At 33.9% G+C, this 25,401-nt stretch carries 28 protein-coding genes; 12 read left to right on the top strand and 16 right to left on the bottom strand.

Annotated elements, in window-relative coordinates; all coding sequences use genetic code 11:
* Positions 1-12 precede the first annotated feature (12 nt).
* Positions 13-666 (top strand): DivIVA domain-containing protein, encoded by a 654-nt coding sequence (locus MY04_RS00740; protein ID WP_066204878.1) that lies wholly within the window; start codon positions 13-15, stop codon positions 664-666.
* Positions 666-1,022: a dihydroneopterin aldolase gene (gene folB / locus MY04_RS00735; RefSeq protein WP_066204875.1), complete on the top strand. Its 357-nt coding sequence runs from the start codon at positions 666-668 to the stop codon at positions 1,020-1,022. Before MY04_RS00740 ends, folB begins: the two co-directional genes overlap by 1 nt.
* On the opposite strand, the gene MY04_RS00730 is transcribed toward folB, so the two are convergent.
* On the bottom strand, positions 1,009-1,911 hold the full coding sequence (locus MY04_RS00730) for a MerR family transcriptional regulator (protein ID WP_066204872.1): 903 nt from the start codon (positions 1,909-1,911) through the stop codon (positions 1,009-1,011). The genes folB and MY04_RS00730 overlap by 14 nt on opposite strands.
* A 51-nt stretch (positions 1,912-1,962) precedes the next feature.
* On the opposite strand from MY04_RS00730, the gene MY04_RS00725 reads away from it, so the two are divergent.
* A complete protein-coding gene (locus tag MY04_RS00725; protein WP_066204869.1) occupies positions 1,963-2,772 on the top strand; it encodes an alpha/beta hydrolase in 810 nt (269 codons plus the stop codon).
* 91 nt (positions 2,773-2,863) lie between these two features.
* Here the strand turns inward: MY04_RS00725 and MY04_RS00720 are convergent, their stop codons facing one another.
* The 5 genes from MY04_RS00720 to MY04_RS00700 form a co-directional block, all read right to left on the bottom strand.
* The gene (locus MY04_RS00720; RefSeq protein ID WP_066204867.1) at positions 2,864-3,403 is read right to left on the bottom strand and encodes a hypothetical protein; all 540 of its coding nucleotides are present in this window, start codon (positions 3,401-3,403) and stop codon (positions 2,864-2,866) included.
* Positions 3,404-3,415: 12 nt separating this feature from the next.
* A complete protein-coding gene (gene nadC, locus MY04_RS00715) occupies positions 3,416-4,273 on the bottom strand; it encodes a carboxylating nicotinate-nucleotide diphosphorylase (RefSeq protein ID WP_066204864.1) in 858 nt (285 codons plus the stop codon).
* A 405-nt stretch (positions 4,274-4,678) separates the two neighbouring features.
* Entirely contained in the window at positions 4,679-5,869 is a 1,191-nt protein-coding gene (locus tag MY04_RS00710) for a sensor histidine kinase (protein WP_066204861.1), read from the bottom strand.
* Between the two features lie 6 nt (positions 5,870-5,875).
* The gene (locus MY04_RS00705) at positions 5,876-6,385 is read right to left on the bottom strand and encodes a hypothetical protein (protein WP_066204858.1); all 510 of its coding nucleotides are present in this window, start codon (positions 6,383-6,385) and stop codon (positions 5,876-5,878) included.
* Positions 6,386-6,492: 107 nt separating this feature from the next.
* Positions 6,493-6,918, bottom strand: a complete 426-nt coding sequence (locus MY04_RS00700; RefSeq protein ID WP_066204856.1) for a hotdog fold thioesterase — start codon at positions 6,916-6,918, stop codon at positions 6,493-6,495.
* Between the two features lie 142 nt (positions 6,919-7,060).
* Between MY04_RS00700 and MY04_RS00695 the strand changes: the two genes are divergently transcribed.
* Complete coding sequence (locus tag MY04_RS00695) at positions 7,061-7,711, top strand: histidine phosphatase family protein (RefSeq protein WP_066204854.1); 651 nt, start codon at positions 7,061-7,063, stop codon at positions 7,709-7,711.
* Here MY04_RS00695 and MY04_RS00690 read toward each other — a convergent pair.
* The 3 genes from MY04_RS00690 to MY04_RS00680 all read right to left on the bottom strand — a co-directional run bounded on the left by MY04_RS00690 (position 7,708) and on the right by MY04_RS00680 (position 10,432).
* Positions 7,708-8,376, bottom strand: coding sequence for an HAD family hydrolase (locus MY04_RS00690; protein WP_066204852.1), 669 nt, complete (start codon positions 8,374-8,376; stop codon positions 7,708-7,710). The genes MY04_RS00695 and MY04_RS00690 overlap by 4 nt on opposite strands.
* Positions 8,377-8,379: 3 nt before the next feature.
* Positions 8,380-9,546, bottom strand: coding sequence for an MFS transporter (locus MY04_RS00685; RefSeq protein ID WP_066204849.1), 1,167 nt, complete (start codon positions 9,544-9,546; stop codon positions 8,380-8,382).
* 97 nt (positions 9,547-9,643) lie between these two features.
* Complete coding sequence (locus MY04_RS00680; protein ID WP_066204846.1) at positions 9,644-10,432, bottom strand: S1/P1 nuclease; 789 nt, start codon at positions 10,430-10,432, stop codon at positions 9,644-9,646.
* Between the two features lie 172 nt (positions 10,433-10,604).
* Between MY04_RS00680 and MY04_RS00675 the strand changes: the two genes are divergently transcribed.
* Positions 10,605-11,225 carry a porin family protein gene (locus tag MY04_RS00675; RefSeq protein WP_066204845.1) on the top strand — a complete coding sequence of 207 codons (621 nt, stop codon included), beginning with the start codon at positions 10,605-10,607 and terminating at the stop codon, positions 11,223-11,225.
* A gap of 99 nt (positions 11,226-11,324) precedes the next feature.
* On the opposite strand, the gene MY04_RS00670 is transcribed toward MY04_RS00675, so the two are convergent.
* From MY04_RS00670 to MY04_RS00660, 3 genes are all read right to left on the bottom strand, one after another.
* Positions 11,325-12,041 (bottom strand): DUF6089 family protein, encoded by a 717-nt coding sequence (locus tag MY04_RS00670; RefSeq protein ID WP_066204844.1) that lies wholly within the window; start codon positions 12,039-12,041, stop codon positions 11,325-11,327.
* Between the two features lie 81 nt (positions 12,042-12,122).
* Positions 12,123-12,896, bottom strand: coding sequence for a DUF6089 family protein (locus MY04_RS00665; protein ID WP_066204842.1), 774 nt, complete (start codon positions 12,894-12,896; stop codon positions 12,123-12,125).
* Positions 12,897-13,169: 273 nt separating this feature from the next.
* Positions 13,170-14,069, bottom strand: coding sequence for an SDR family oxidoreductase (locus tag MY04_RS00660; RefSeq protein ID WP_066204840.1), 900 nt, complete (start codon positions 14,067-14,069; stop codon positions 13,170-13,172).
* A gap of 128 nt (positions 14,070-14,197) precedes the next feature.
* Between MY04_RS00660 and MY04_RS00655 the strand changes: the two genes are divergently transcribed.
* Together MY04_RS00655 and recR are read left to right on the top strand one after the other, a co-directional pair.
* A complete protein-coding gene (locus MY04_RS00655) occupies positions 14,198-14,488 on the top strand; it encodes an ATP-dependent Clp protease adaptor ClpS (protein ID WP_066204838.1) in 291 nt (96 codons plus the stop codon).
* Positions 14,489-14,495: 7 nt separating this feature from the next.
* A complete protein-coding gene (gene recR / locus MY04_RS00650) occupies positions 14,496-15,107 on the top strand; it encodes a recombination mediator RecR (RefSeq protein ID WP_066204836.1) in 612 nt (203 codons plus the stop codon).
* A gap of 80 nt (positions 15,108-15,187) precedes the next feature.
* Here recR and tatC read toward each other — a convergent pair whose 3' ends face one another.
* On the bottom strand, positions 15,188-16,021 hold the full coding sequence (gene tatC / locus MY04_RS00645; protein ID WP_066204834.1) for a twin-arginine translocase subunit TatC: 834 nt from the start codon (positions 16,019-16,021) through the stop codon (positions 15,188-15,190).
* 206 nt (positions 16,022-16,227) lie between these two features.
* On the opposite strand from tatC, the gene MY04_RS00640 reads away from it, so the two are divergent.
* Positions 16,228-17,505, top strand: coding sequence for an N-acetylmuramoyl-L-alanine amidase family protein (locus tag MY04_RS00640; RefSeq protein ID WP_158297501.1), 1,278 nt, complete (start codon positions 16,228-16,230; stop codon positions 17,503-17,505).
* On the opposite strand, the gene MY04_RS00635 is transcribed toward MY04_RS00640, so the two are convergent.
* Positions 17,502-18,011 (bottom strand): YciE/YciF ferroxidase family protein, encoded by a 510-nt coding sequence (locus tag MY04_RS00635; protein WP_066204828.1) that lies wholly within the window; start codon positions 18,009-18,011, stop codon positions 17,502-17,504. The genes MY04_RS00640 and MY04_RS00635 overlap by 4 nt on opposite strands.
* Before the next feature lie 290 nt (positions 18,012-18,301).
* A complete protein-coding gene (locus MY04_RS00630) occupies positions 18,302-18,916 on the bottom strand; it encodes a DUF4251 domain-containing protein (RefSeq protein WP_084005716.1) in 615 nt (204 codons plus the stop codon).
* Between the two features lie 106 nt (positions 18,917-19,022).
* Here MY04_RS00630 and MY04_RS00625 point away from each other — a divergent pair, with 106 nt between their 5' ends.
* From MY04_RS00625 to cas6, 4 genes are all read left to right on the top strand, one after another.
* Positions 19,023-19,526, top strand: a complete 504-nt coding sequence (locus tag MY04_RS00625; protein ID WP_066204826.1) for a metallophosphoesterase family protein — start codon at positions 19,023-19,025, stop codon at positions 19,524-19,526.
* A 296-nt stretch (positions 19,527-19,822) separates the two neighbouring features.
* On the top strand, positions 19,823-20,953 hold the full coding sequence (gene chrA, locus MY04_RS00620; protein WP_066204825.1) for a chromate efflux transporter: 1,131 nt from the start codon (positions 19,823-19,825) through the stop codon (positions 20,951-20,953).
* A gap of 352 nt (positions 20,954-21,305) precedes the next feature.
* On the top strand, positions 21,306-23,198 hold the full coding sequence (gene asnB, locus MY04_RS00615) for an asparagine synthase (glutamine-hydrolyzing) (protein ID WP_066204822.1): 1,893 nt from the start codon (positions 21,306-21,308) through the stop codon (positions 23,196-23,198).
* Positions 23,199-23,486: 288 nt separating this feature from the next.
* The gene (gene cas6 / locus MY04_RS00610) at positions 23,487-24,203 is read left to right on the top strand and encodes a CRISPR-associated endoribonuclease Cas6 (RefSeq protein ID WP_066204819.1); all 717 of its coding nucleotides are present in this window, start codon (positions 23,487-23,489) and stop codon (positions 24,201-24,203) included.
* On the opposite strand, the gene MY04_RS00605 is transcribed toward cas6, so the two are convergent.
* Positions 24,190-25,386: a site-2 protease family protein gene (locus tag MY04_RS00605; RefSeq protein ID WP_236941086.1), complete on the bottom strand. Its 1,197-nt coding sequence runs from the start codon at positions 25,384-25,386 to the stop codon at positions 24,190-24,192. The two genes, cas6 and MY04_RS00605, sit on opposite strands and share 14 nt — an antisense overlap.
* Positions 25,387-25,401 lie beyond the last annotated feature (15 nt).

Genomic DNA, 25,401 nt, shown 5'->3' with positions numbered 1-25,401 from the left:
ACAAATTAGACCATGAGTATCGAACCAAACGACTTGATTAACAAAAACTTCAAGAAGAAAATTTTTGGAGGTTATGACGCAAAAGATGTAACTCGCTTGTTACATACTGTTGCAAAAGAAATTGAATTATTACGAGAACAAAACGACAACCTACTTGAAGAACTTCTTGAAAATAAAAAGAGATTAGACCAATTTGAGCGTCTAGAGGAGAAAATGATCGATAGTATCAACTCTGCCGAACATGCTAAAAAAATTGCATTAAGAGAAGTCGAAAAGCAAGCAGACACCATTATTGCTACTGCAAAGCAACGTGCTGAATTCATTCTAAAAGAAGCTGAAGAGCGTGCTGATAATGCCATGCAAGAAGCTAAAAAACGCTATAGTAACGACATGGATAAACTGCGTAAGGACACCAAAATGATGAAGCGTGATTATCAAGCAATTGATAATTATTCTGACAAATTACTTAATGCGTTAAGTGAAATGGCGGAAAAAACTTTATCTGAGGCAAGAAGGTTACAGGCAATAAAAGATATGGCACATGCCGATCAGGCTTCTGTGAAAATACAAAAAGAAAAAACGAAGGAGCTTAACGAAAGGGTATCATTAGATCCGTCTACTGAAACGAGTTTCTTTGAAGATCTAAACCTTGTTGAAAGTAAATAATGAAGAATAGTATTTCTTTAGAAGGACTAGAATTCTTTGCTTATCACGGCTTTTTCGAAGAGGAAAGAAAAATTGGTAATAAATATGGTGTTGACATTACCGTAGACACTAATTTTTCTAAAGCTGCTGAAGAAGATAATCTCGATAATACCATTAACTATATGGAACTATTCGAGATTATCAAAAAGCATATGGACATATCCACCAAATTGTTAGAAACAATTGGGCAAAATATTGTAAATGATATCTATAATAAATGGACTAATAATGTTTTGAACGTGAAAGTAGTCATCAAGAAATTTAATCCCCCAATTGGGACGATTTGTTCTTTTTCAAGTATTACTATTGAACAGTAGCCGTCACTTTAATATTTTCTAGCAATTCCATAAAGTACTGCATAGATGGCAATACTTCCATGTTATCCGTCATTTTATAATCATTACCTACAATTTGTCTACCTGTTAGCAAGATTTTAGATTGAGGAAATGTATTACCTAATTTGTCTATGTAATCCTGCATATTGCCAATTTGTGACAATGACGTGGAAATAGTTAATAGGTATTCCGGTTTAAAGCATTTGTACACATCAATCAACTCATTAAATGGTAAGGATTGACCTAAATAGATCACTCGATAACCTCTGGCACGTATCATGTAAGCGGCAAATAATAATGATATCTCATGCAACTCTCCTTCAGGTAAAAACAACATAAAGGAAGGTTGTTCTGGCACATTATCCAAAATTTGTGCATCCGTAGCCACAATAATTTTTTGTCTAACAAGGTTAGATATAAAATGCTCTTGTGCAGGCGATACAGAACCTGTTAACCACAAAATACCAATTCGACTCATAAAAGGCATCACAATATGTATCATTGTGTCTTCAAATCCTTTCTTTAGAATATTTGATGCTATTATCTTTTCGAAATGTGCTTCATTATATTCCAACATAGCCATAGTTAGTGCTGAAATCTGATCAAAGTTGTTTTCGTTTGTTTCAACTACTTTCAGAACTTCATCATGAATATCATTTTGGCTTAATTTTGCAATCTTTGATATCTTAAAACCGTTATTGTTAAGTAAAGATACATTGAGCATCAATTTTAAATCTGCATCGTTATAGTATCTTATATTCGTTTCAGAACGTTTAGGGGTTATAATTTTGTATCTTTGTTCCCAAATACGGATTGTGTGAGCTTTTACACCGGTTAAATGTTCTAAATCTTTAATTGAATAGTTACTCATATAATCTGTTTTCCTAAATTTTACAACCTCTTAACATTTTGAATCAAAAAATTGTTTTACTTCTCTCAAAATATTCAAGAAAATTTTAAAGGTTTTAAGGTGTTTGGTAATGGTCAAAAATTATTAATTTGTTTCCATGGCTATGGACAAACAAATGATGTTTATAACCCAATTTCTTCATACACTAACGAATATACAATTTTATCTATTAGTTTACCTTATCATTCTTCTAATGATGTGTTTGATAGAAGTTTAAGTACCAATTATCCTTTAACCGTTTATCACTTTATTATCCATTACGCTAGAGTTCACAAATTTAAATCATGGCAATTATGTGGATTCTCTATTGGGGCTCGATTGGCTTTGTTCTGCTACAAACAAAACCCAAAAAAATGTGATAAATTATTTTTAATCGCTCCAGATGGTGTGGGTAGAAATTACTTTTTCCCTGCTCTTACCAATAAAATGATTAACCCTATATTTAAATTTGTCATGTCAAAAAACAAATTTTTGAGAAGGGTCATCTCCAGCATTAAATCAATACACCTTATTTCCCCTGGTCTTGCACAATTTGCGTTAAACAGTGTCGACTCAAAGGAAAAGTCAAAAAGAATTGCACGAACTTGGATTTCATTAAGAAAAGCACGTTTCTCTGACAAGAAGTTGAAGAAAATACTCCATAAATATCACACTCCTTTTTATTTGGTAAGTGGTGTTTCAGATAAAATCATCTCAGAATCTCGATTAAGAAGGTTTACTGATTTGATGGAAGAAAAACACCACATACGATTAAAAGGAAATCATTTTACGGTTTTAAATACTTTTTTTCAGTGGTTCGTAAAACAACCTCCTTCTATATAAAGAGTATTTGATATTTATACCTTGCATTTCAGCATATAAAAAAGAGGTTGCATTTTAGAATAATGCAACCTCTTTTCTATATCAAATTGATTTATGCTTTTGTTGAAGTTACTAAACCTTTACGCTCTAATAATTTCATCATATATTTTTCTTGATCGCCATTGAAAATAGAGAATGGTAAGTACAAAGGCATACCTAATTTAGAAGCGAAAAACTTCTGAATTTTGTTTGCTTCGATATTATCATTTCCTAAAACAATAACGAAAGCATCCTTTTTAACCTGAACTGATTTTACCATTTCCCATTTAATTGGCATACCTTCTTTCGCATTCTTTTTCATCATAATAAAACGCGAATCAATTTCATACGATAGACGCTCAAAGAATACCTTTGATTGTTCCATTTGAGTCGCCCCCATAAACTGAGCCCACCAGAACAATACATATAAAACAGAAAGGATAACACCTGTTCCGATCCACCAACCCATAGAATCTGGCCAGATTAAAGAAGGAACAATGATAATAGCAGCTGGCAAGAACCAGAACCACCATAATTCTTTCATTACACCTAGTAAACCCAATTTAACATAAGTATTTGAGTCTAATTGATATTTTTTTGTCTTGATTGTCATTTTGTTTGTTAATTATTTTACTGCTTTTAAGCTGATATCTTTACTTAAACTTGAATGTGTTAATGCACCTAGAGATATAAAATCAACACCAGTACGTGCAACGTTGGCTACATTATCTTCTGTAATACCTCCAGAAGCTTCCGTTTTACATTGGCCATTGACCAATTGAACAGCTGTTCTCATGGTTTCAAAGTCCATGTTATCCAACATAATCACGTCCACTTTTGCTTCTAAAGCATCTTTCACTTCATCTAAATTTCTAGTTTCCACTTCGATTTTAAGATCTTTATTTTTAGATGCTAAGTAAGCTTTAGTGTCAGCTACTGCTTGTTGAATACTACCGGCATAATCAATATGATTATCTTTAAGCATAACCATATCATATAGTCCAAATCGATGGTTTTTTCCGCCACCTAAATGTACCGCCCATTTTTCTAAAATACGGAAATTAGGAGTCGTCTTTCTTGTATCTAAAATTTGAGTATGCGTACCTTCAACCAACTTCACTACTCGGTTAGTGTGTGTAGCAATACCACTCATACGTTGAATACAATTTAAAGCTAAACGCTCAGCTATTAAAATAGACTGTGCCTTACCTTTAATTTCCATTATTATATCTCCATGTGTTAAGAAGTCTCCTTCTTCCACTAGTGCTTTTACCTCTAAAGATGAGTCTACAGTTTTAAAGATTCTTTCAGCAATTTCAACTCCTGCTACAATCCCTTTATCTTTAAAAATCATCTTTGCCGATTCTACTGCATCTTCAGGAACTGAAGAAAGTGTAGAATGATCTCCGTCGCCAATATCTTCATTCAAGGCGCTTTGTATGAATGAAGTAATTGCTTGTTCAGTTAAATATTTTGGTTTCACGGACACAAAAGTAATGAAATGAATTTAATAGTTCAGATCTTCTTCAGAAATGATCTAGCAAAAATTCAAAAAATTATCAATTTAAACTATCTATACCCCTTATAAAAAGAAAAAGCCATGCATTGCATCGCTTTGAAAGTAAAAAGGGTCGGTTGGAATTCTTCCATTTATAACAAGATTAGGTTTCCCAGCAAAATGTCGACCTTCCACTGTTAACATTCCGAAGAATGACTTTACCGAAGTAAAGTTGAGGCCTGCTCTTCAATAACCGGTACACCTTATATGAGTTCACGTTGAAAAATCCAATATGTGACCGACCCATTACAAAGATCATAAAATTGCTATTTAATACCAATCTTTTTAGGAACAAAATCCTTAATATAACTTACAATCTGATGCTTAAACTTACATAATTATAGGCATCATAATTCGGAATGTTGTCCCTTCTCCTAACACTGAGTCTAAAACGAATATTTTACCTCCGTGATATTCTTCAACTATTCTTTTTACTAAAGTTAAACCTAAACCCCATCCACGCTTCTTAGTGGTGTAACCAGGTACAAACACTTTTGATAATTTATTCTTTGGAATTCCTTTTCCAGTATCTCGAATATCGATTATCGCTGTGTTCTTATGTTGTGTCAAATGCATCTTGATATCAATTTCTCCAACACCATTCATTGCATCCACAGCATTTCTGCAAAGGTTTTCAATAACCCATTCAAATAAAGGTCGACTGATATTGATCTGCACCTGACTATCGATATCATATTCTACTCCTAATTTTACTTTAGAAGAAATTCGCTTGGACATATAATCCACTGCATTTCTAACACTTGGTTCCAAGTTTTTAGGCTTCAACACAGGTTCAGATCCAATATTTGAGAACCTGGCGGTAATCATCTCCAATCGATTGACGTCTTTTTGGAGCTCTTCTATAATGCTTTGATCAAAATCTTCGTCAGTTTTAAAATACTCTATCCACGCCACTAAAGAAGAAATAGGAGTACCTAATTGGTGTGCTGTCTCCTTAGCCAATCCTGCCCAAACCTGATTTTGTTCTGCTCTTCTGGAAGTAGAGAATACTAAATAAGCGGCCAAAGCCAAAATGCCGAACAAAGAGATTTGTAAAAGAGGAGCAAATCTTAAGTTTTTAATCAAATGAGAATCGGCATAGTAGATATATTGAACTTCTCCATTATTAAAATCAATTTTTATGGGGGCATAGGTTTGCTCCATTTCCTTAATTTTCTCAGAAAGGAACTTCAATTTTTCTTTATTAGTCAGTTCCGATGGAATTTCAAGGTTTTTAGAACTTATGGGGTACTGATTTTCATCTGCAAGAATTACAGGAATCAAATCATTCCCTTTAATTACCTCCATTAAAAGAAAAGTAACATCAGCATTATCCTGTCCATTCATTGTAGCTAGCTTTGATTGAACTTTAGCAAAGAAATCTATTTGATCATATTCTCTTTGTCTCAATTCACTCACCAGCAATTCGGTATAGATAATTGATATCACCCCAATAATAAGACCTGTAAATACTACGAGGATTTTTAATGTGGATCGGTTAGTGTATATTTTTGCTTTCAAATCGTTTTATTCAATTATCACAGATTGTATCACCTGTGTTTCTTTGGAATAATACTCAAGATATTTATTTCCTTTTAAATTTTTCTCTTTTGTGTAAAGATCTATTGCATCTACTACATTAGAAGGGTTGGGCGTAAATAATTCTCCTAAATTAATTACTGAATACACCTCTTTAAATGCTTTTTGTTCATAAGTTGAAAATAAGGAATCTTGAACAGAATGATTGCCTATCACACCAACTATTACTTTTGCTTTTTTGATTTCATTAGGGTGCGTAAAAAATAATACAGCAAGATTTCCTTCTAAAGTACCATTTGATTTTTGATTAGAAATTGAATCATATAAGTGCATAAAAGCTTTTTTACTGATATCACCTTCATATTCGTATCCTTTTATCACAAATGAATCGTGTGCTCTTTCATTTATTTCAATATCAACAAAAACACCCGATAAGATTGCTATAATACCTAAAGAAATGAATCCTAAAAGAATGAATATCCACTTATTTTTACCCATAATAAAAAATTAAATTAACCTCAAAAACATGTTGATGTGCTTACATGGTTCAAAAATGAAGATTTAAAATCAATTAAAAAATTACATCAACTTAAAAAAATTATGTACTACCCCTTATTTTTCTTGGAAATAATGGCTACTGTCATTCTGGAAATACAAATTAGGTTGTCAGCCTCATCAATAATTTTTGTTTCCCAAACATGCGTATTCTTTCCTAAATGAATAGCCCTTGCTTCTCCATACACCACGCCTTCTTTTGCACTTTTAATATGATTGGCGTTTATTTCTTGTCCAACCGCTACTTGATTTTCTGCATCAATGTGCAACATTGCCCCAACACTACACAGTGTTTCTGCCAAAACAACTGAGGCCCCACCATGTAATAATCCAAAAGGCTGTTTAGTTCTATCATCCACCGGCATAACGCCTTTGATAAATCCTTCAGATGCTTCCAAAAATTCAATTCCAACATGGCCTACCATATTGTTTCTAAGTTTATTAAGAGATTTTATTGTAACTTTGTTGTTAAACATACATGCTCTATTTATTTTTTTATACTAAAACGTCTGTTTTTACGTAAAATAGTAGTGTAGTTACTACAAACTACAATTTTACAATTGTTTCACCTTTAAATCATTAACCAGATGATTTTATATTTAACGAACCAAAAAAATTATGACTACGAAACACATATATATTATCAGGCATGGAGAAACTGATTTTAATAAAAAAGGTTATGTCCAGGGAAACAGTGTCGATTCCAATCTAAACGAAACAGGAATCGAACAATCAATTGCTTTCTTTAACAAGTACAAAAATATCGCCTTTGATAAAATTTATACTTCTTCATTAAAAAGAACGCTTCAAAGTGTTCAGCCATTTATAAATTTAGATATTCCTTTCGAACAATTATCTGGATTAAACGAAATAAGTTGGGGAGAAAAAGAAGGAAGACCTTTAACTCCACAAGACGATTTAAACCACGAAAAATTATTAAGCGAATGGAACAGTGGCAATTATAATTATAAATTAGAAGGTGCCGAATCGCCGTACGAGGTTTCTCAAAGACAACGTTTGGCAATGCATTATATCCTATCCAATCAAGATGAAAATAATATTTTAATCTGTACTCACGGTAGAGCGATGAAAATATTGGTTTCAACTTTAATGGAAGAGCCATTAAAAGATATGGACCAATACGAACACTCTAATTTAGCATTATATCATTTAGCGTATTCGAATAATAAATTTAGAATTATTCAAGCCAACGATACCCGTCATTTATCACATATTACTGTAAATGAAAATGCAAAAAAGACGTATTAATTTAGAATTTCATCAATAAGTAGGGGCAGTTCAGACATATTATTAATCACATGCTTAACACCTACAGAATACAATACTTGATCATGCCCCTCTAAAATATGAGATGCACCGGTAAAACCAATCACATACATTCCTGCATCTACTGCCGCTTTTGCTCCACTCTTACTATCTTCAATCACTATAACTCTACTTGGATCTACTCCTATCTGTTTAGCTGCATGCAGGTAAATATCAGGAGCCGGTTTTGGGTGTTCTACATCTTCAACTCCAGAAAATACTCTGTCTTCGAATTGATCTCGTAACTGACAAAAATCTACGGAATGATTGATTTGTGCTTTATACCCATTGGATATAATTGCTTTTGGCAATTGGATGGCATTAAATGCCTCTTTAACTCCATCAATCGCTTTTTCATATTTGGATGCTGAAGCCATATACAAATCGGTAATTTCTTGTACAAAATTTTCTTTTAATGGTATTTGATGTTTTTGGGATAACTCTGTCATAATACCTGAAAAAGTTTTACCCGAACACGTTCTTAAGTACGTTTCCAAATCAATTTCTACCCCAAACTCTTTGATATACTTAACCATTACTTTTGCGGCAATAATTTCGCTATCTATAATCACTCCATCACAATCGGAGAAGATATAATCAAATTTCATTTTTTATTTTTTGAATTTAAAAAGCATCACATATAGAAAAGCCAAAAAGCAAGCACCTGCTGATGCTAAAAATGCCCATCCTATTTGTGCTACATTATTATTATAAATCTCTGCAGATAAGAATGCTCCAACACCTATACCTATTTCCAAAGCTATATACATTGTAGCTATTGCTCTTCCTCTATGTTCAGGTGATGATCGATCTATTGTCCATGCATACACTGATGGAGAATTCGTACCAATTCCAATACCTAATAAAATCGCTGCGGCAAATAATTCGAAAGCATTTGATGCAAAACCAATCCCTATAAGAGCTACTGTTAAAATCATAGTGGAGTACTTTAATACTGTTACCCTACTGTATTTATCAGATAATTTGCCCGCTGATATTCTAACTAACATGGAAGCTCCTGTGAAATATAGAAAAAAAGCTCCTTTATTTTCTATCTGTAAGTGCTTACTTAGATCAGGTATCAATGTTAGAATAACTCCATAGGCTGTAGTACAGAGAATCATGACCACAGAAGGAGGAATTGCTGACTTATCTATAATTTCATCTTTTTTAATAATGAAGTGTTCTACTTTTACCTTCTCCGGTTGAGGTAAAGTTTCTTTAAGACGCATCAAAATTAAAATGGATAAAAGAGATACAGCAGAAGAGATGTAAAACATGGTATCAAGCCCTAGATGTAATGCGATAAGTGAACCAAAGTAAGGTCCTATCCCAATTCCAGTACTAGAGAAAAAACCCAATACACCCAATGCTTCTCCTCTTCTATCAACAGGTACAATGTCTGCTAGAAAAGCAGAGGTTCCAGTTGGTTTAAACCCAGTAGAAAAACCATGTAAGAAGCGAATCACTAAAAAGCCAAATGCAGTCCCAACAATTGGATAGAACAATGTACATACACAACTTACTATAACTCCTACAAACATGACGGGTACTCTCCCCACTCTATCTGTTAGTTTCCCAGAAAAAGGTCTTGATATACCCGCAGTTACAGTAAATAAAGCGATAATCAACCCTTTATATTCTTCACCTCCAAGTGAGGTTAAATAATCAGGTAATTCTGGTATGATCATATTAAAACTGGTAAAGAACAATAATGAACTTGTACACAGTAACCAGAAATTTAAGGTATATACTTTGGAAGGTGTTTGAATTGTCATGTAATCACTGAGATAATAGATGTACTCAGATAAAAAATAAACGCATGTTCTAAGTGTTACTCAAAACATGCGCTCAAAGGTAATTATATGTATTTGATTAACCTAAAGCTTTATTTAGGATCCCTGCCAATCGAACTCCAGCTTCCATAATTCGGCGCTCTACAACATGGTAGTTATCATAAATATAACGGTAGCCTAATTTTCCCTCTCCTACTTCTTGATAGAATTTTGTACACAATTCATGAGATTCAAACATCATATCTTTAGGAGTAGCCGATTGTAATTTAGCAACTTCTTCTTTTGTGGCAGTATCACAGAATTTTGCTAACTCAGTATAACTTAACCCTTTAGAGCCAATCATATCAGAATCCCATACTCTATGGATGTTTGAAGGCTTCCCAAACCAAGTCACTTTCACTTTATTACCACCTAAATCACTTTTATGTCCAACATGGAAAGGTTGGTGTAGGTCACCTATTAAATGAGTTAATATTTTAATGGCACGTGCCTTTTGTGTTTTAGAAGAATTTTCATCTTCTAAAACCTTAGTCATATCATCTATACCCTTTAAAATATCACCTTGAGGGTTCCTTTCTACATCTTCAAATTTTTGACCTTTATCTATATTAAAGTAATGCCATGGCGACATGAATGCATATTTCTTATCCGATTTGATATCGTCCATCCAAGTACTTACAATAGGTAAATAAGCTGAATCACCTAAAATCTCCTCAATGGCCTTTTTTGCCTTCTTATTTAAATGATGTTCTGCCACTTCTGCCACAGCTCTATGTCCAGTTTGACCCCATGCAAACAATTCATTAGGCAACAAGTACACTGATAATACGGCAGTTAAAACAATAAATGATTTAATACAACGCTTCATCTTTACGATTGGTTAAATTTTTGTTATTTAATGTATTGCAAGATAGAATGTAGTTAAGGGGCTTCAAAATAAAACCCCCAACTATTCAATTAATCTTTGTAAAATTGACATTCTGATGCTTTAGATTGTCTTAGTATTGAACAATTATCTCAATCAATTTTTTTTATTAATTATGAAAAAATTTTTAGCTATTATCTGCGGTTTACTTTTAATTGGTGCCGCTGCAAATGCTCAATCAGGTCTATTTAGCTTGGGTGTGAAAGGTGGTATGGGTCTTTCAGACTACAAACTAGGTGATAACTTAGGTAATACTCTATCTACAGACCAGAAAGCATCTTGGCACGTAGGTGCAATGTTTAGAACAAACATTCCTGTTTTGCCAATTTATGTTCAAGCTGAAGCACTTTACTCTCAAGTTGGAGGTACTGTAAACTTTAATGATCCTTTAAATCCACAAGGTAGTTTTTCTAACGATATCACTGTTAATCGTTTAGATATTCCTCTTTTAGTTGGTTTGAAATTCGGTCTTTTAGGCATTAATGGTCGTGTTTATGGTGGTGGTGTTGCTCAAACAACATTATCTGATAACTTCAGTGATATTAGCAACGACATCAAAGTAGAAAACTTTGTATGGGGTTACCAAGCAGGTGTTGGTGTTGACATCAAGAAGTTGACTATCGATGTTAAATACGAAGGTGGTTCAGATTTAATTACTGAGCAAACTGGTGCTCCTTCTATTAAGTCATCTCAATGGTTATTGAGTTTAGGTTGGTTCTTCGGAAGCAACGACTAATCACGTAATTTATTCACCAGTAATGGTGTATATATCATAAAAAAATAGCTACTCATTAAATGAGTAGCTATTTTTTTGTCTCTTATATTTTAATTCAACTTAGTTCAATCTAGGAGACTTTGGACAGTTGACATTAATGATATTGTAACTCCAAGTAAAACCTAAGAAGTAATAATTATCTCTCCAAGTTGGAAAGGTCAAACGTTCATTGATAGGTACATTTGGATCTTCATCTCTATAAATAGTATCTGTTGTATCCGACCATAATGGTTTAGTAATACTTAACTCCATTCCAAAATCCCAATGAGTAGATATCCTCTTCTTAAACCCTACACCAAAAGGAAGTGTTACTGCCCACGGCAAGCTTGGAGGATTTGTTGTGGTCGTTTGAATAATTGGAAAGACACCTGCCCCTAACTCCATAAAAAAGTAAGGCGTAAAGCTATCTCGTTTATTCTTTTTCTGTCTAAACCCTAAGAAGTTATATTCAAACCCTGTTGCAGCATTAATCATTACATTTTCAAAACTTGCTTGTCTTGTCTTATGTAACTGTTTATCCCATCGACTATCGCTTCCGGTATTCCATGCTACATGTAGATCTGTTCTCCAGTGAAAGAAGTTGTTTATTTTATATTTAGCGAAACCTTTAACTCCTACTCTATAATCTAAAGGATGAGGTAAAGGAGATACATCACCTGCGTATGCTGCTAAACCTACGCCTCCACCAACAATCCAATCTTGTGCTAAAGAATAAGTAGTAGCGGATATAAAAAGAAGTAGGGTTAGTATCGTATTTTTCAAAAAAGTAATCTTCATGTATTTTCTATTTCAAGTTTAAAAATACAAAAAAAGTCCGCAAGTTTTAACCAGCGGACTTTTTTATTCATATCGCAAATGTTAACGGAACTTAGGCATTTTAATCGTACCACCCATGATGTAGGCTAGATTAAATCCAATAGTCATGTAAACATCATTAAATTCTTTAAATGTACTTCCGTTGATACTGTTATCGATACCGTCGATCTTATCAGAACCTGTAAAGTTTAATGTTCCTTCTAAGCCAATATCCAAGTGAGTTGATAATTTATAACGTACACCTAATGATAATGGGACATTATAAGTAAAAACATCACCTTGCTTCATCTCGTCAGTGATTTTTACACCGACATAATCAGCTGAAGCATCTTGACTAACTGTGTAGTTTGAATAAATTGCTCCAAGACCTAAGGCTACATATGGAATTGGAACTTTTGGACGTCTGTAGTATACCCCAGCATTTGGAAATAAATCAATGACACCTTGCAAGTTTAAATTAAATCCCCAAGTATTAAAAGATAGCCCTCTATCCGGATTCAATCCTGCATCCTTATCACTACCTGCAAAAAACATATTGCTCAAAGATAATCTTGCAGAAATTCTAGGAGCATACCTTTTTTGGATAAAACCACCCCATTGAGCACGTGTACTACCCCAATCAATACTACCTTTGGAGTTCACAGGTGCTAAATCACCCATGTAGTTAGTAGAGGTTAAAGTACCACCATAACTCCAATATCTTTTCTTGGCTGTAAATCGTGCCCTGCCTTTCAATCCTTGAGCTGAAACTTCAGAATAAGCAAATGAAAAGAACAACAACAATAAAACAGCTTTAAAACAGTTTTTAAATCCCATTAAAACCGAAAGTTTATATTTCGTTCCTCCTAAGAGAGAAGAGTAAATTTCAAAATAGTCTAAAAAGTGGGTAAACCACCATTAGGATAACATACATCTTTTATGCCAAATTGCACACAATAAGAATGATTACCGTAAAAAAACAGATAGTAATAGTTCACTTATTGAAAGTAATTAGCTTAGCAAATATATGATAATACTCTATTTATTAACAATAAAAAATAGTTTTTATTGTGTAAAAACTAAGTTATACGAAAAATATTTATGTTCTTCTCAACTTAAGACCTTTTTCATTGCTTCAACAAAAGTGGTAGTCTGATAATTAAACCCTTGTTTAGCTTTATCAATAATAAAACCCGTTTTTAAAGGTCTTTTTCCATGTTCTTTAAAGGTTGAAGCATTCACTGCCGTCATTAACTTTTTATCCAGCTTATATTCATCAGCCATTATTTCTACCATTTTGTAGGGGGTAAATACCTCTGCACCAGACAAATGATAAACACCTTCTGACCTTGTCTTAAAACACTGAATTACTCCTTGTGCTAAATCATCTACAAAAGTGGGGGTTCTTATTTGGTCGTTGACCACTTTAATTTCCTTACCCTCTGATAACATTTTCCTTCCCCAAAGTATAATGTTAGATCGACTCATATCTTTTACCTGACCATATACTAAACAGGTTCTTATGATAGATATTTTTAATTGATCAGTTTTATCAAATAACAAGTTCTCTGCTCTAAGTTTAGTTTGTCCATAAAAATTTGGAGGGTTTCTTTCATCCTCTTCTTTGTACATTCCTTGATCGCCACTAAATACAAAATCTGTTGATATGAATAGGAAGTGTTGTACATTATTCTGAATTGCTGCATCAGAGAGAATATCTGTAGCTTCTGTATTGACTTTAATAGCTAAATCAGGATGATCTTCACAATCTTCTACCTTAGACATGGCTGCACAATGTATAATTACATGAGGCTTAATATCGGTTATTAATTGATGTATTTCATCTCTATTCGTCAGATCCACATCATGATAAATATAGCCTTTTTCTAAAAATCTGTCCTTTCCCCTGCCTGTAGCGTAAATATTAACACTTTCGTCTTTTTTGAGTAATTTCAATAAGGATTGACCAAGTAAACCATTTGATCCTGTGATAAGTACCTTATTTTTCATATATTGTGTAATTCTGTAAATGAGTATGTTTTGACTACACAAGCTAGTAAAACAATTCCTCTTTATAGTAGTGTGATTAGAAAATTAACTTTGCGATTAATAAATTTGCATTATCAAATCTTATTTCAATGATTACGTTAGCAACTCAACACGATACCGACGTTCAAGTTTTAGAAGAAACTGAAATCGATTCCGAACTCAATCGCGAGCTTATAGTCTTTAACGATGATGTAAATACATTTGAACACGTTATTGACGCTCTGATTCAAGTATGTAAACATACCACACATCAGGCAGAACAGTGTACATGGATTATCCATTACAACGGAAAATGTGCTGTTAAAAACGGCACTTTCGAAGAATTGGCTCCAATGAGAAAATCAATGGTGGATAGAGGTATTTCTGCCGAAATATTATAAAAATACTGTGTTAAACCTACCTTCAAAATCACTAGAGGATGCTGTTGAACATCTAAGCAGTTTACCTGGAATTGGTCAGAAAACAGCACTCCGATTGGCTTTATATATTTTAAAAGAAGATGAATTGTATGCTAAAGATTTGGCTACTTCTATTGCTTCTTTAAAGTTAAATGTAAAGTTCTGTCAGAAATGCCACAATATATCCGACGATGATCTTTGCAACATTTGTTCATCTACTTCAAGAGATGAATCTGTTATTTGTGTTGTAGAAAACATGTCTGATGTTTTGGCTATAGAATCTACAGGTGCTTTTAAAGGTTTATATCATGTACTTAATGGTGTAATCTCTCCATTACAAGGGATTACACCAAACGATTTAACGATAGAACATCTAATTGATAGAGTACATGAGGAAAATATAAAAGAGGTGATTTTCGCCCTAAATGCAAGTTTAGATGGAGATACCACCGCATTTTTTATCAGGCAGCAATTGGAAACAATGTCTGAATTAAAAATGACTAATATAGCAAGAGGTATTCCTGTAGGTGGTGCGTTAGAATACGCCGATGAACTTACTTTAGGAAGATCGATCGCTGAAAGAACAGACTTAAACGATTAAGTTTTTCTTAAATAAAAAAGGATCAGAGTTTCATCTGATCCTTTTTTTATGGTCTAGAAAGTATATTGAATACCTCTATATTATATTTTTCTTAATGCCTTTTCTGCCTCTTTTCTGTTCTTCTTAATCACTCGAGCACAAATATGAATACTTAATTCGTAAAGCATATAAATTGGTCCGGCAATCATTACCTGAGTCACTGGATCTGGAGGAGTGATAATTGCAGAAATAATCAAAATAACAACAATTGCATGTCTTCTATATTGCTTCATTCCTTCCGGTGTAATCAAATCGGATTTTGACAATACATAGACCACCATTGGTAATTGGAACATCACCCCACCTGACAATACAATCATAGCAATTGTAGAGATATAAGAAGTAACGTCAAATTCATTCAAAATACTTTCGTCTATTTGATAATTAGACAAGAAGTTTACTGCCAAAGGCGAAACGATGTAATAACCAAACAACACCCCTGTTGCGAATAATAACGTTACAAAGAAAGTTGCTCCAGTTGTCGCTGACTTTTCATTGTTATATAACCCTGGTTTAATAAATCGCCAAATTTCCCAGAATGTATAAGGAAACGCACATATTAAACCTATAACAGCAGAGGACATAATGTGCATAGCAAACTGCCCCGTCATTGTTCTACTTTGAATAGTAAAGGGTAAACTATGAATACACAATGCGTCCGTATTTAAATAATTTGATAACTCACATAACCACTGGTAAGTAGGAAAATCCAAACGTGAGGGACCAAGAATAATAACAGTAAATACAAACTTTTTATTTAGGAAAGCTAGGATTGCAAAAAATAAAACTGAACCCACTCCCCTCATGATATGCCACCTTAATTCTTCTAGGTGGTCTAAAAACGACATTTCGTTTTCGTCCTTGTGATCTGACATATATTTGTTTGTTGATCTTTGTCCAATGTCTGCAAATGTCGTTAATTTGATTTAAATCGCATAATTAAAATAAATAACTATCTTCGAATACTTGTAAATAAGTAGGGAATCTATCTAATTTGTATTAATACCTACTGATGATTTACATAAATATGTTTCAAAAAGGCAAATACATATCTTTTACTATTACTTTACTTATTATCCTTTTGTCCACTATTACTTCGCATGGACAAATTGATAAACACAAGGAATCTTCTTTTAAAAGAAAAGTAGTTATCGTGATCGATCCTGGTCATGGTGGTGAGGATGTGGGCAAACCTAAAAGACATACCAAATCACATTTTAAGAACGAGGCAGACTTAAACCTTGACATCGCCCTTCGTGTCGGTGGCTATTTTGAAGAACGCGTAGGTAATTCTGAAATTTATTATACTCGAAAAACAGATAGAACCTTAAGTTTAGCTGAAAGAGTAGAATTTGCCAATAAAGTGAAAGCCGATTATTTTATTAGTATTCACTGTAATTCGCTTAAAGACAAAAATTATAAAGGAACCCAAGTTCATATTCAAAGCAAAAAATTTCCTACCACTTATGGCCTTGCTCAATCGGTAAACAAAGAGTTATTAAAAACGGGAAGAAAAAGTAGAGGTATCAGAGATCAAAACGATAGAGGACATAACCTTCAAGTCATTCAATACACAGAAATGCCAGGAATTTTAGTAGAATGTGGCTTTATGAGTAATGCCGAAGAAGAAATTTTCCTTAACTCTGGAAAAGGACAAACTTATATAGCCTCTGCCATCTACAGGGGAATTCGAAATTTTGAAAATCTAAAGGTGAAACCTGCTGCTGATAGCCGATACCCATATTATCGTGTACAAATAGGAACCACTCCTAACAAAAACGAAATTACTTATAAAAAGTACCGTAAACTCAACATGCAAATTGATGCTGTAAAGGAGAATGGCAAGTATGCACTTTATGTTGGAAGAGAATACGAAAAAAGATATATCGATAAACTTTTGGCGACGGTAAAAAAGAGAGGTTTTAAAGATGCTTTTATCAAAACATTTAAGAAACCTGTTCCTCAAAAGGTCACTCCAAAACCAAAGGTGGAGGCGCCTAAAAAAATAGAAAAAGACTCAACGGTTGTCGCTTCAAAAGACACTACCTCTACTCCATCAAATAATAAGGAAGAAGAGTTACACTTTTACCGAATTCAAATCATGTCATCCGATAGAAAATTAGATATCAACAAAAGAGAATTTACCAATCTTGGTGAGGCAGTCTATCTATTCTATGATGAAAACTCGACAAACCCATATAAATATCAGGTGCTTGTAGGAAAGTATTATGTAAAATCGAAAGCGGTTGAAGTAAAAGAAAAGGTAAGAAAAAAGGGATTTCCTGACGCCTTCATTGTTACCGTTAAACAAAGTGAAGCCAGAAAATCCCAAGATCGATACATTCCAAAGAATAATTAAACATAAACTTTTACCAATTCCTGTTCTTTTTCGATTAGTCGTGAAATAGTCTCGTCTAAAAGAACATCTAAGTCTTGTTCATTTTTTAGAATCTCATACAATCTATCCATAATGGTTTCATCATGTACCTGATGAGCGTAACTTAAAATTAATTGATAACCAATTACATCTGCAGCATGTAACTGTTTGATAGTCGAAACGATGGCCATATCAGACACGTTGGAGTTTGTGGAATGTTCTATCATTTTGTGCATTTCTTTGATCATACCCAAAGAACACTCACAAATATCTCCTATTTCGTTTTCGTGAATTTCAAAAAATAATTCATTTAAAGAGTTGAGATGCTTTTCTGCATTGTGCTCACAAATTTCTATCACTCTGCTTAGTGCAATAGATTTTACTCTCCCTTTTAGTTGGTGATAAATTTCCAATTGTTGGGTTTCCGCATCATAGCGGTCTTTCATCTGATGGATGAAAAGGTCTCGAAGGTCGTCTAGAGGTTTCATAACATAGGCTCTATTTAAGGGTGAATAAAAATTATAAATCACATATTTACAACACTTTACAAATATACAAGTGTATTATTTACATATAAATTACCTTCTTATTTTTAACACATTCAATGACGATAATCACTTAAAATAAGTATTCGTATCATGATAATAAGTGTTTTTGATACATATCTTTGTCTTAGATAAATATGAAATGAAAAGTGAACAATAAAAAAGAGCGTCCTCATCGAGTACGCTCTTTGTTTTTTTACATCATCTACTACACTTTATATTTTTACCTTGATCTAAAACAGTTTCATACCTTCGTATACTGTAGATACTTGAGATGGTTTTACTACCCCTCTAAACGATAGCTCAATGTTTTCAGTTTGAGCATTTACCTTTACATTCGCATAATTTCCACTGCCGTCTATACTAAACTGCATTCTTGCTAACATTACAGGTCCCATCACATTAAAAGTGACTGTTCTACGACCATTCTTTTCTTCTTTTACTTCGTAATCGGAAATCTTACCTTCCATTGTAATGCCTCCCACTCCATTAAGCCCAACTACACCGTCGAAACCTAATTGGAATACGGCTCTATCTCCATTTACACTAACGAAGTTGATATTACCATTCACATTTTCAATATTTCCATAACGATCATATACTTGATTCGCTTCTAATACGAAAGCCATACTATCGATTCCAGTGACCGCTTGAGCATGTAAAATTTGCTCGTACGCCTCAGCTTGTTTTCTTTTTTCTTCTTTGGCTTTTAAACGTTCGGCTCTTTTTTGAGCTCTAATTTCTTTTTTAGTTAATGCCTTGTTGTTAGATGATGTATCTTGTGCCTGAATAGATACCGCAAACAATAAAGTCACTAACAACACGATGTTTCTGATTATATTTTTCATAGTATCTTAAGTTTAAATGATTTTCTGATATTATTTTCATTTAACTGAACGTTCGAATAGTTTTTTAAGTTATACTTATTTACATTTATTATTAATCAATTGAATAATGGAGATTGGAATTATATCTGATACACATAGTTATATAGATGATCGAATTATAGAACACCTAAAGGATTGTGATGAAATATGGCACGCTGGAGATATAGGAGATGAACAGGTGACAGATGCTTTAAAAGTCTTGGCTCCTCTTCGAGTAGTGTATGGTAATATTGATAATGGTAAAGCAAGAATTGAATTTCCCGAAGAACAAATCTTCACAATAGAAGGAGTAAAAATATATATGATACACATTGGTGGTTATCCGCCAAGATATACACCCAAATTAAAAAGACGTTTGGATGAACTCAACCCCGATCTTTTTATCTGTGGGCATTCTCATATTCTTAAAGTAATACCTGATAAAACTCGAAATTTAATTCATATCAATCCGGGTGCAGCCGGTCGTCATGGCTTTCATCAGATGAGAACTTTAATAAAATTGACTATAAAAGATGGAAAACCTCAAAATTTAAGAGTGGTAGAATTGGGCAAAAGAGCCTCTATTCAATAACATTTTCAAAAAGATGACGACAATCAATGTTTACATCTACTGAAGTCACCGTCTCATGTGTGAAAAATACGCTTAATTTGTTCTTGAAAGTTATGAGATGAGATAATGCTAGCAAACTGAAAGAATTTGAAAAAATTATCAGTTTCTAAAAGCGTGACACAGACAGGCATAGAACGGTACCAACAGTGTTCTATGCCTGTTTTTTTGTATATACTATAATTACCCTCATAATTTTCAAATAGTCCATTTAAACTTTTATTCCCTATCTACCTTTGTGTCAGAAAAATTATAAAACTATGACACGATTCAATAAACTTACAGAAGTAGCCCAAGTAATGTTTAAATTGGGTTGTTTTGCCTTTGGCGGACCAGCTGCTCATATTGCTATGCTCGAAGATGAGGTAGTAGAAAAAAGAAAATGGATGACACAAGAGCACTTTCTCGATCTAATTGGAGCTACAAATCTTATCCCTGGACCCAATTCAACAGAAATGACAATGCACGTGGGGCATGAACGTGCCGGATTTTGGGGACTTGTCGTTGGTGGACTCAGCTTTATCTTCCCCGCAGTGGTTATCACAGGAATTTTAGGTAGCCTATATGTGTCTTATGGTGAATTACCCAACATTGCCCCTTTCATATTTGGTATTAAACCTGCTGTTTTATCAGTGATCTTTGCTGCAGTATTGAAACTCGGTAAAAAAGCTATTAAAACAATAGAATTAGGCATCTTAGGTGCAATTACTGTGGCATTAACTCTTTTAGGAATAAACGATGTTATCGCCTTACTGATTACTGGTTTGTTAGGTATTTTCTATTTCAGCATCAAGAATAATAAAGGTAACCTCAAAGCTTCCTACATTCCTTTGATGATTTCAACAACATCGATCCCACAAATACAACAAATCACACAGTGTCAGATTTTCATTACATTCTTAAAAGTAGGTGCTGTACTTTATGGTAGTGGATATGTATTGTTTGCCTACCTAGATGCTGAACTTGTACAAACAGGCTGGTTAACAAGAGGTGAATTGATGGATGCCATCGCTATTGGTCAGTTTACTCCGGGTCCTGTATTATCTACAGCAACATTTATTGGTTATCAATTGGGAGGCGTACTAGGAGCCATACTTGCTACTTTGGGAATATTTCTTCCTTCCTTCTTTTTAGTGTTTGCACTTAACCCATTTATTCCAAAACTTAGATCCAATAAAAAAGTAAGATACTTTTTAGACAGTGTAAATGTCGCAGCTGTTGCTATTATGGGAATGGTATTGGTTCAAATGTCGATTACCGCCCTAACCGATTGGAAAGGAATATTGATTGGTGTTCTTGGGTTCATCATCACGTTTGGAGTGAAAAAGGCAAATGCAATGCATATTATTTTAGGAGGAAGTGTTTTGGGGTATGTTTTAGGGATGATGTAGTAGGTAGCAGGTAGCAGGTAGCAGGTAGCAGGTAGCAAAATTAACGCTCGTTTTTAAGTAAGAGGTAAGAGGTAAAAGGGAAAGGCAAAACTGGCGCAAATGTTAAGCGATAGCGACATTTGTGCCCATAAACGTTAAAGGTCTCCTGACCTCGTTTTTTATAACTAAGGAACTAAGGAACTAAGGAACTAAGGAAAGTTACTTTGTTGATGTGGAAACTGTATCGAAAGCACAGGAATTTATTCCTGTGGATAGATATGATAAAATGATAATACAACCATAGCTATGCTTAAAAGGAATAAAATTGTAATTTCGTATATCACATTTTTTTAACTTAAAACTATTTGTCTACATGTGCGGAATTACTGGACTATTTGCTTTTAATGAAATTGGACGAATGCAGGCGATTCATATGCATCGTGCCAATGATCAGTTAGCACATCGCGGCCCCGATGCTGCCGATGTTTTCAATAGTCATTTTGTTCACCTTGGACACCGTAGACTTTCTATTATCGATTTAACTGAGGGCGGTAATCAACCTATGTCAGACCCTAGTGGACGATATACAATTGTATTTAATGGAGAGATCTATAATTATAAAACGATCAAGTCTTCTTTAGAACAAAGAGGCGTGGTTTTTAAAACCACTTCGGATACTGAGGTATTACTTCATGCCTATATTCATTTTGGAACAAAGGTATTCGAACAGTTACATGGCTTTTTTGCTTTTGCCATTTATGACAATGATAATGATAGCTTAATTATCGCTAGAGATCGATTAGGTATCAAACCTCTTCTTTATTCATATGATGAAGATAAGATTGTCTTTGGTAGTGAAATGAATGCACTACTTCAATTTGGTTTGGATAAAGAAGTTGATTTTACCTCAGTATTTCAATTACTTCAATTGACTTATATATCATCACCTAATTCTATTTTTAAGAGTGTAAAAAAGCTTCCTCAGGGTTGCTATATGATAATTAAGGATAAGAAGTTCTCTATCCAGAGATATTACGATTTAGCCCATCAAACAGAAAAGAACCTTGCGCTAAATTACGAAGAAGCTAAAGCTGAATTGTTGAAAATATTCGATCATTCTGTTCAAGAACGAATGGTTTCTGATGTTCCCTTGGGAAGTTTTCTTAGTGGAGGTATTGATTCTTCTGCTGTGGTCGCTATGGCATCTAAATATACCGATCAACTTCAAACGTTTTCTATTGGCTACAAAGATGAACCATTATTTGATGAAACTCGTTATGCAGAGTTAGTCGCTAAAAAATACAATACGCAACATACTGCTTTCAAATTAACACAAGACGATTTTTATAATCACTTGTTTGGTATGTTGGATCATTACGGAGAACCTTTTGCTGATGCTTCTGCTATTGCAGTAAATATATTAAGTAAAGAAACTAGAAAGCATGTTACTGTTGCACTTTCAGGCGATGGTGCTGACGAAATCTTTGCGGGTTATAACAAGCATTACGGTGAATGGAGAACGCGAAAAGGTGGAACTACTGCTAATGTGATCAAAAACTTGTTGCCATTACTAAATAAGCTACCTCAAAGCAGGAACTCCGCTTTTGGTAACAAAGTACGACAAGCAGTAAAATTTGGTGAAGGAATGAAATTATCTCCTAAAGAAAGATATTGGTTCCAATGCTGTTGGAGAGATACTCAAACGGCTCTAGATATGTTACATCCATCCTTTAAAGAGGAATTGAATATGGTTGATTTCAATGAGCGGAAAAATGAAATCACTCAGTTCATCACAGGAGATGGATTTTCTGATGTACTTTATTCTGATATTAATGGATTGTTGGTCAATGACATGCTGCATAAAGTAGATTCTATGTCAATGTACAATAGCTTAGAAGTCAGAGTGCCATTCTTGGATCATAAAGTGGTAGAGTTTGGAATGTCACTTCCATCAGAATATAAAATCGATGGTAATATGAAGAAGAAAATTCTTCAGGATGCCTTCCGTCCATTATTGCCGGAAGAACTTTATAAACGTCCAAAACATGGATTTGAAGTGCCACTTATGAAAGGTTACAAAACCGCCTTAAGAACATGGGTGAACGAGATGTTGGATAGAGACTTTGTAGAACATCAAAAAATCTTTGATCCTAACTATACCGAACGTCTGAAGAAAACTATTTTCGAAACTGAAAACTACGATCAAAACCAAGTTTGGAGCATTTTAGTACTTCAACATTGGTGGAAAAAATATAAAGTCGAATAATATCAGTTATTTATCGAAATAATTAGACGTTTTAAAAAAATTTTATGATATTAATGTTAATGTAAAAAATAAGAGGTGATATTTATCTATGATATATCAATCACTCCGTTATCTTTACAGTATGAATAGAAGTGATTTTTTACTTCAAAATTTATTTTTTTATCTAGAAGGAGTATTTCCTTTTGTTACCAACTACAAATTTTTTAGAAGGTGCGCATAAGAATAATCTTCAATCTTAGAAATAAAGGAGCAATTTTGCCCTTCCACCACCAAAAGCTTGTTCAGAACATGCTCAAAATCGCATGCTCTGATAATGCTCTGTTTGAGAGTACCAACTTTACCTTTTCTGGACTTAAAGGACAGACAAAAGTGGGAAGAGAAGGCTTGCATTATTTTTCTAAGAAAGCAACCATAGTTTTAACCAGCCCGAACCAACAATTCATTGATAAAGTAGTGATAGGCTTGTTCCAAGAATCCCATATTCTTTTGGGGAACTTGATGCTACAAGCTGATGCTGTTGAAATCGAAGAGGCTCCGATATTTCAAGAATCAATGAAATATCTATGTATATCTCCAATTGTTCCCTTCCACCAAGTAGAAGGATTAAACAACAAACTGTTTGTCAACCCATTAAGCGATGAGTTTTCGGATATGTTGTATGATTCTACAATGTACAGAATGGAAAAATCAGGGGTATATACTCCAGAACAAATTTCTTCTTTCTTCCGTTTTCAAGTGATTCCAGACCAACAGTACTTGGAAAGAATCAATAGAATGGATAAGAAATTTGCCCGTATTTACTCTGTGATTAAAGACGGACAAATTATGGAAGCTAGAGGCTACACTCTTCCTTTTGAAGTGTTAGCTGCTCCAGAAGTTCAGGAATTTATTTACCACAATGGTTTTGGCGAATTGGCCGATCATGGTTTTGGTATGTTGGATATCCCGAATTTCAATCCTATAAAAACGCCATACGAAGTTAGCGACAGCTCTACTCAAGAATAAGAGGAGCTGGAGTAAAACATAAAATAAACACGATCAAGGTGATGATACCAATAATTTTTCTTTTGGAGTCAACACCTTTTTCTATTATTGGCCTAGGGTGATTTAATCCTAAAAATCTAGACAACATAAAGCCCCACAACAGCCAACCGGTATATCCTTGAATGGTAGGGTATATTGTCGTTAAGACAAACTGCGAGGTGAAAATTATCATCACAAACATACCAATTGTCACCTTATCTTTAAATAACCTCATAGAAACAAAATAGAGATAAAGTAGGTACATTGGTACATAGGCAATCAGATAATCGTTGGGATCCTCTGCAGAGAATAAACCTAATCCACCCCAAAATAAAAATAAGGCAAATGTATATGGAGTTAGTTTATGAAACCATTTATGTCCAATAATAGAGTGTAATGCATGTCCTCCATCCAACTGACCAAAAGGCAATAAATTTAGAGCTGTAAAGAAACATGCTAAAAATCCCGCAAATAGAAACGGGTAGTGCATCATTTCGTGTGGATTGGGAAATTTAGACATATCATCTACGAAAGCATATTTCATGATCTCAAATAGAAGGTTGGTTCCTATTTGTAAGTCCTCACCTTCAGGGATGTCATTATACACATGCTCTGCATAATCTAACCCATATTCTTTATAGGTATCATGAATTTCAAATATGTATTCTGGTTCTGGAAGATGTGTAAAACCGTAAATCAAAACAAATAATGCAGCAACAAAACCGGCCAATGGTCCCGCTACCCCTACATCAAAAAACTCTTTTGTAGATTTCAGTCTTGACTTAATATTTATAAAAGCACCAAACGTACCTATTGATGGTAGAAATGTAAAGAACCAAGCAGGGATAAAATACGGTAAAGTCACTTTTAACTTATAATATTTTGCTGTGAAATAGTGACCGAATTCATGCACAGTCAGAATACCTACAAAGCAAAGAGAATAGGTTAACGCCCCTTTCCAATGTTCGGCAGTTATTTCTTCAGGAGCTAATATTGTTTTTCCATAAATCCATTCCAATCCTGCCAAAGTAGTCGCTATAAGAGTCAATACGAATAGTAAAAAGTGTTTCCATGTAGGCATACCTACAAACTTTTTCTTTACTATGATCGTTTCTTGTGTATTTTCATCACCTTTGTGCTCGAATGAAGGCTGATTTTCTTCCATATTGTTCTTCTAAAA

Origin of the sequence: Flammeovirga sp. MY04 (genome assembly GCF_001682195.2) — a bacterium.
GTDB classification, from domain to species: Bacteria; Bacteroidota; Bacteroidia; order Cytophagales; family Flammeovirgaceae; genus Flammeovirga; species Flammeovirga yaeyamensis.
The sequence above is the reverse complement of the archived record's forward strand: the minus strand, read 5'-3'. Positions and strand labels throughout refer to the sequence as shown.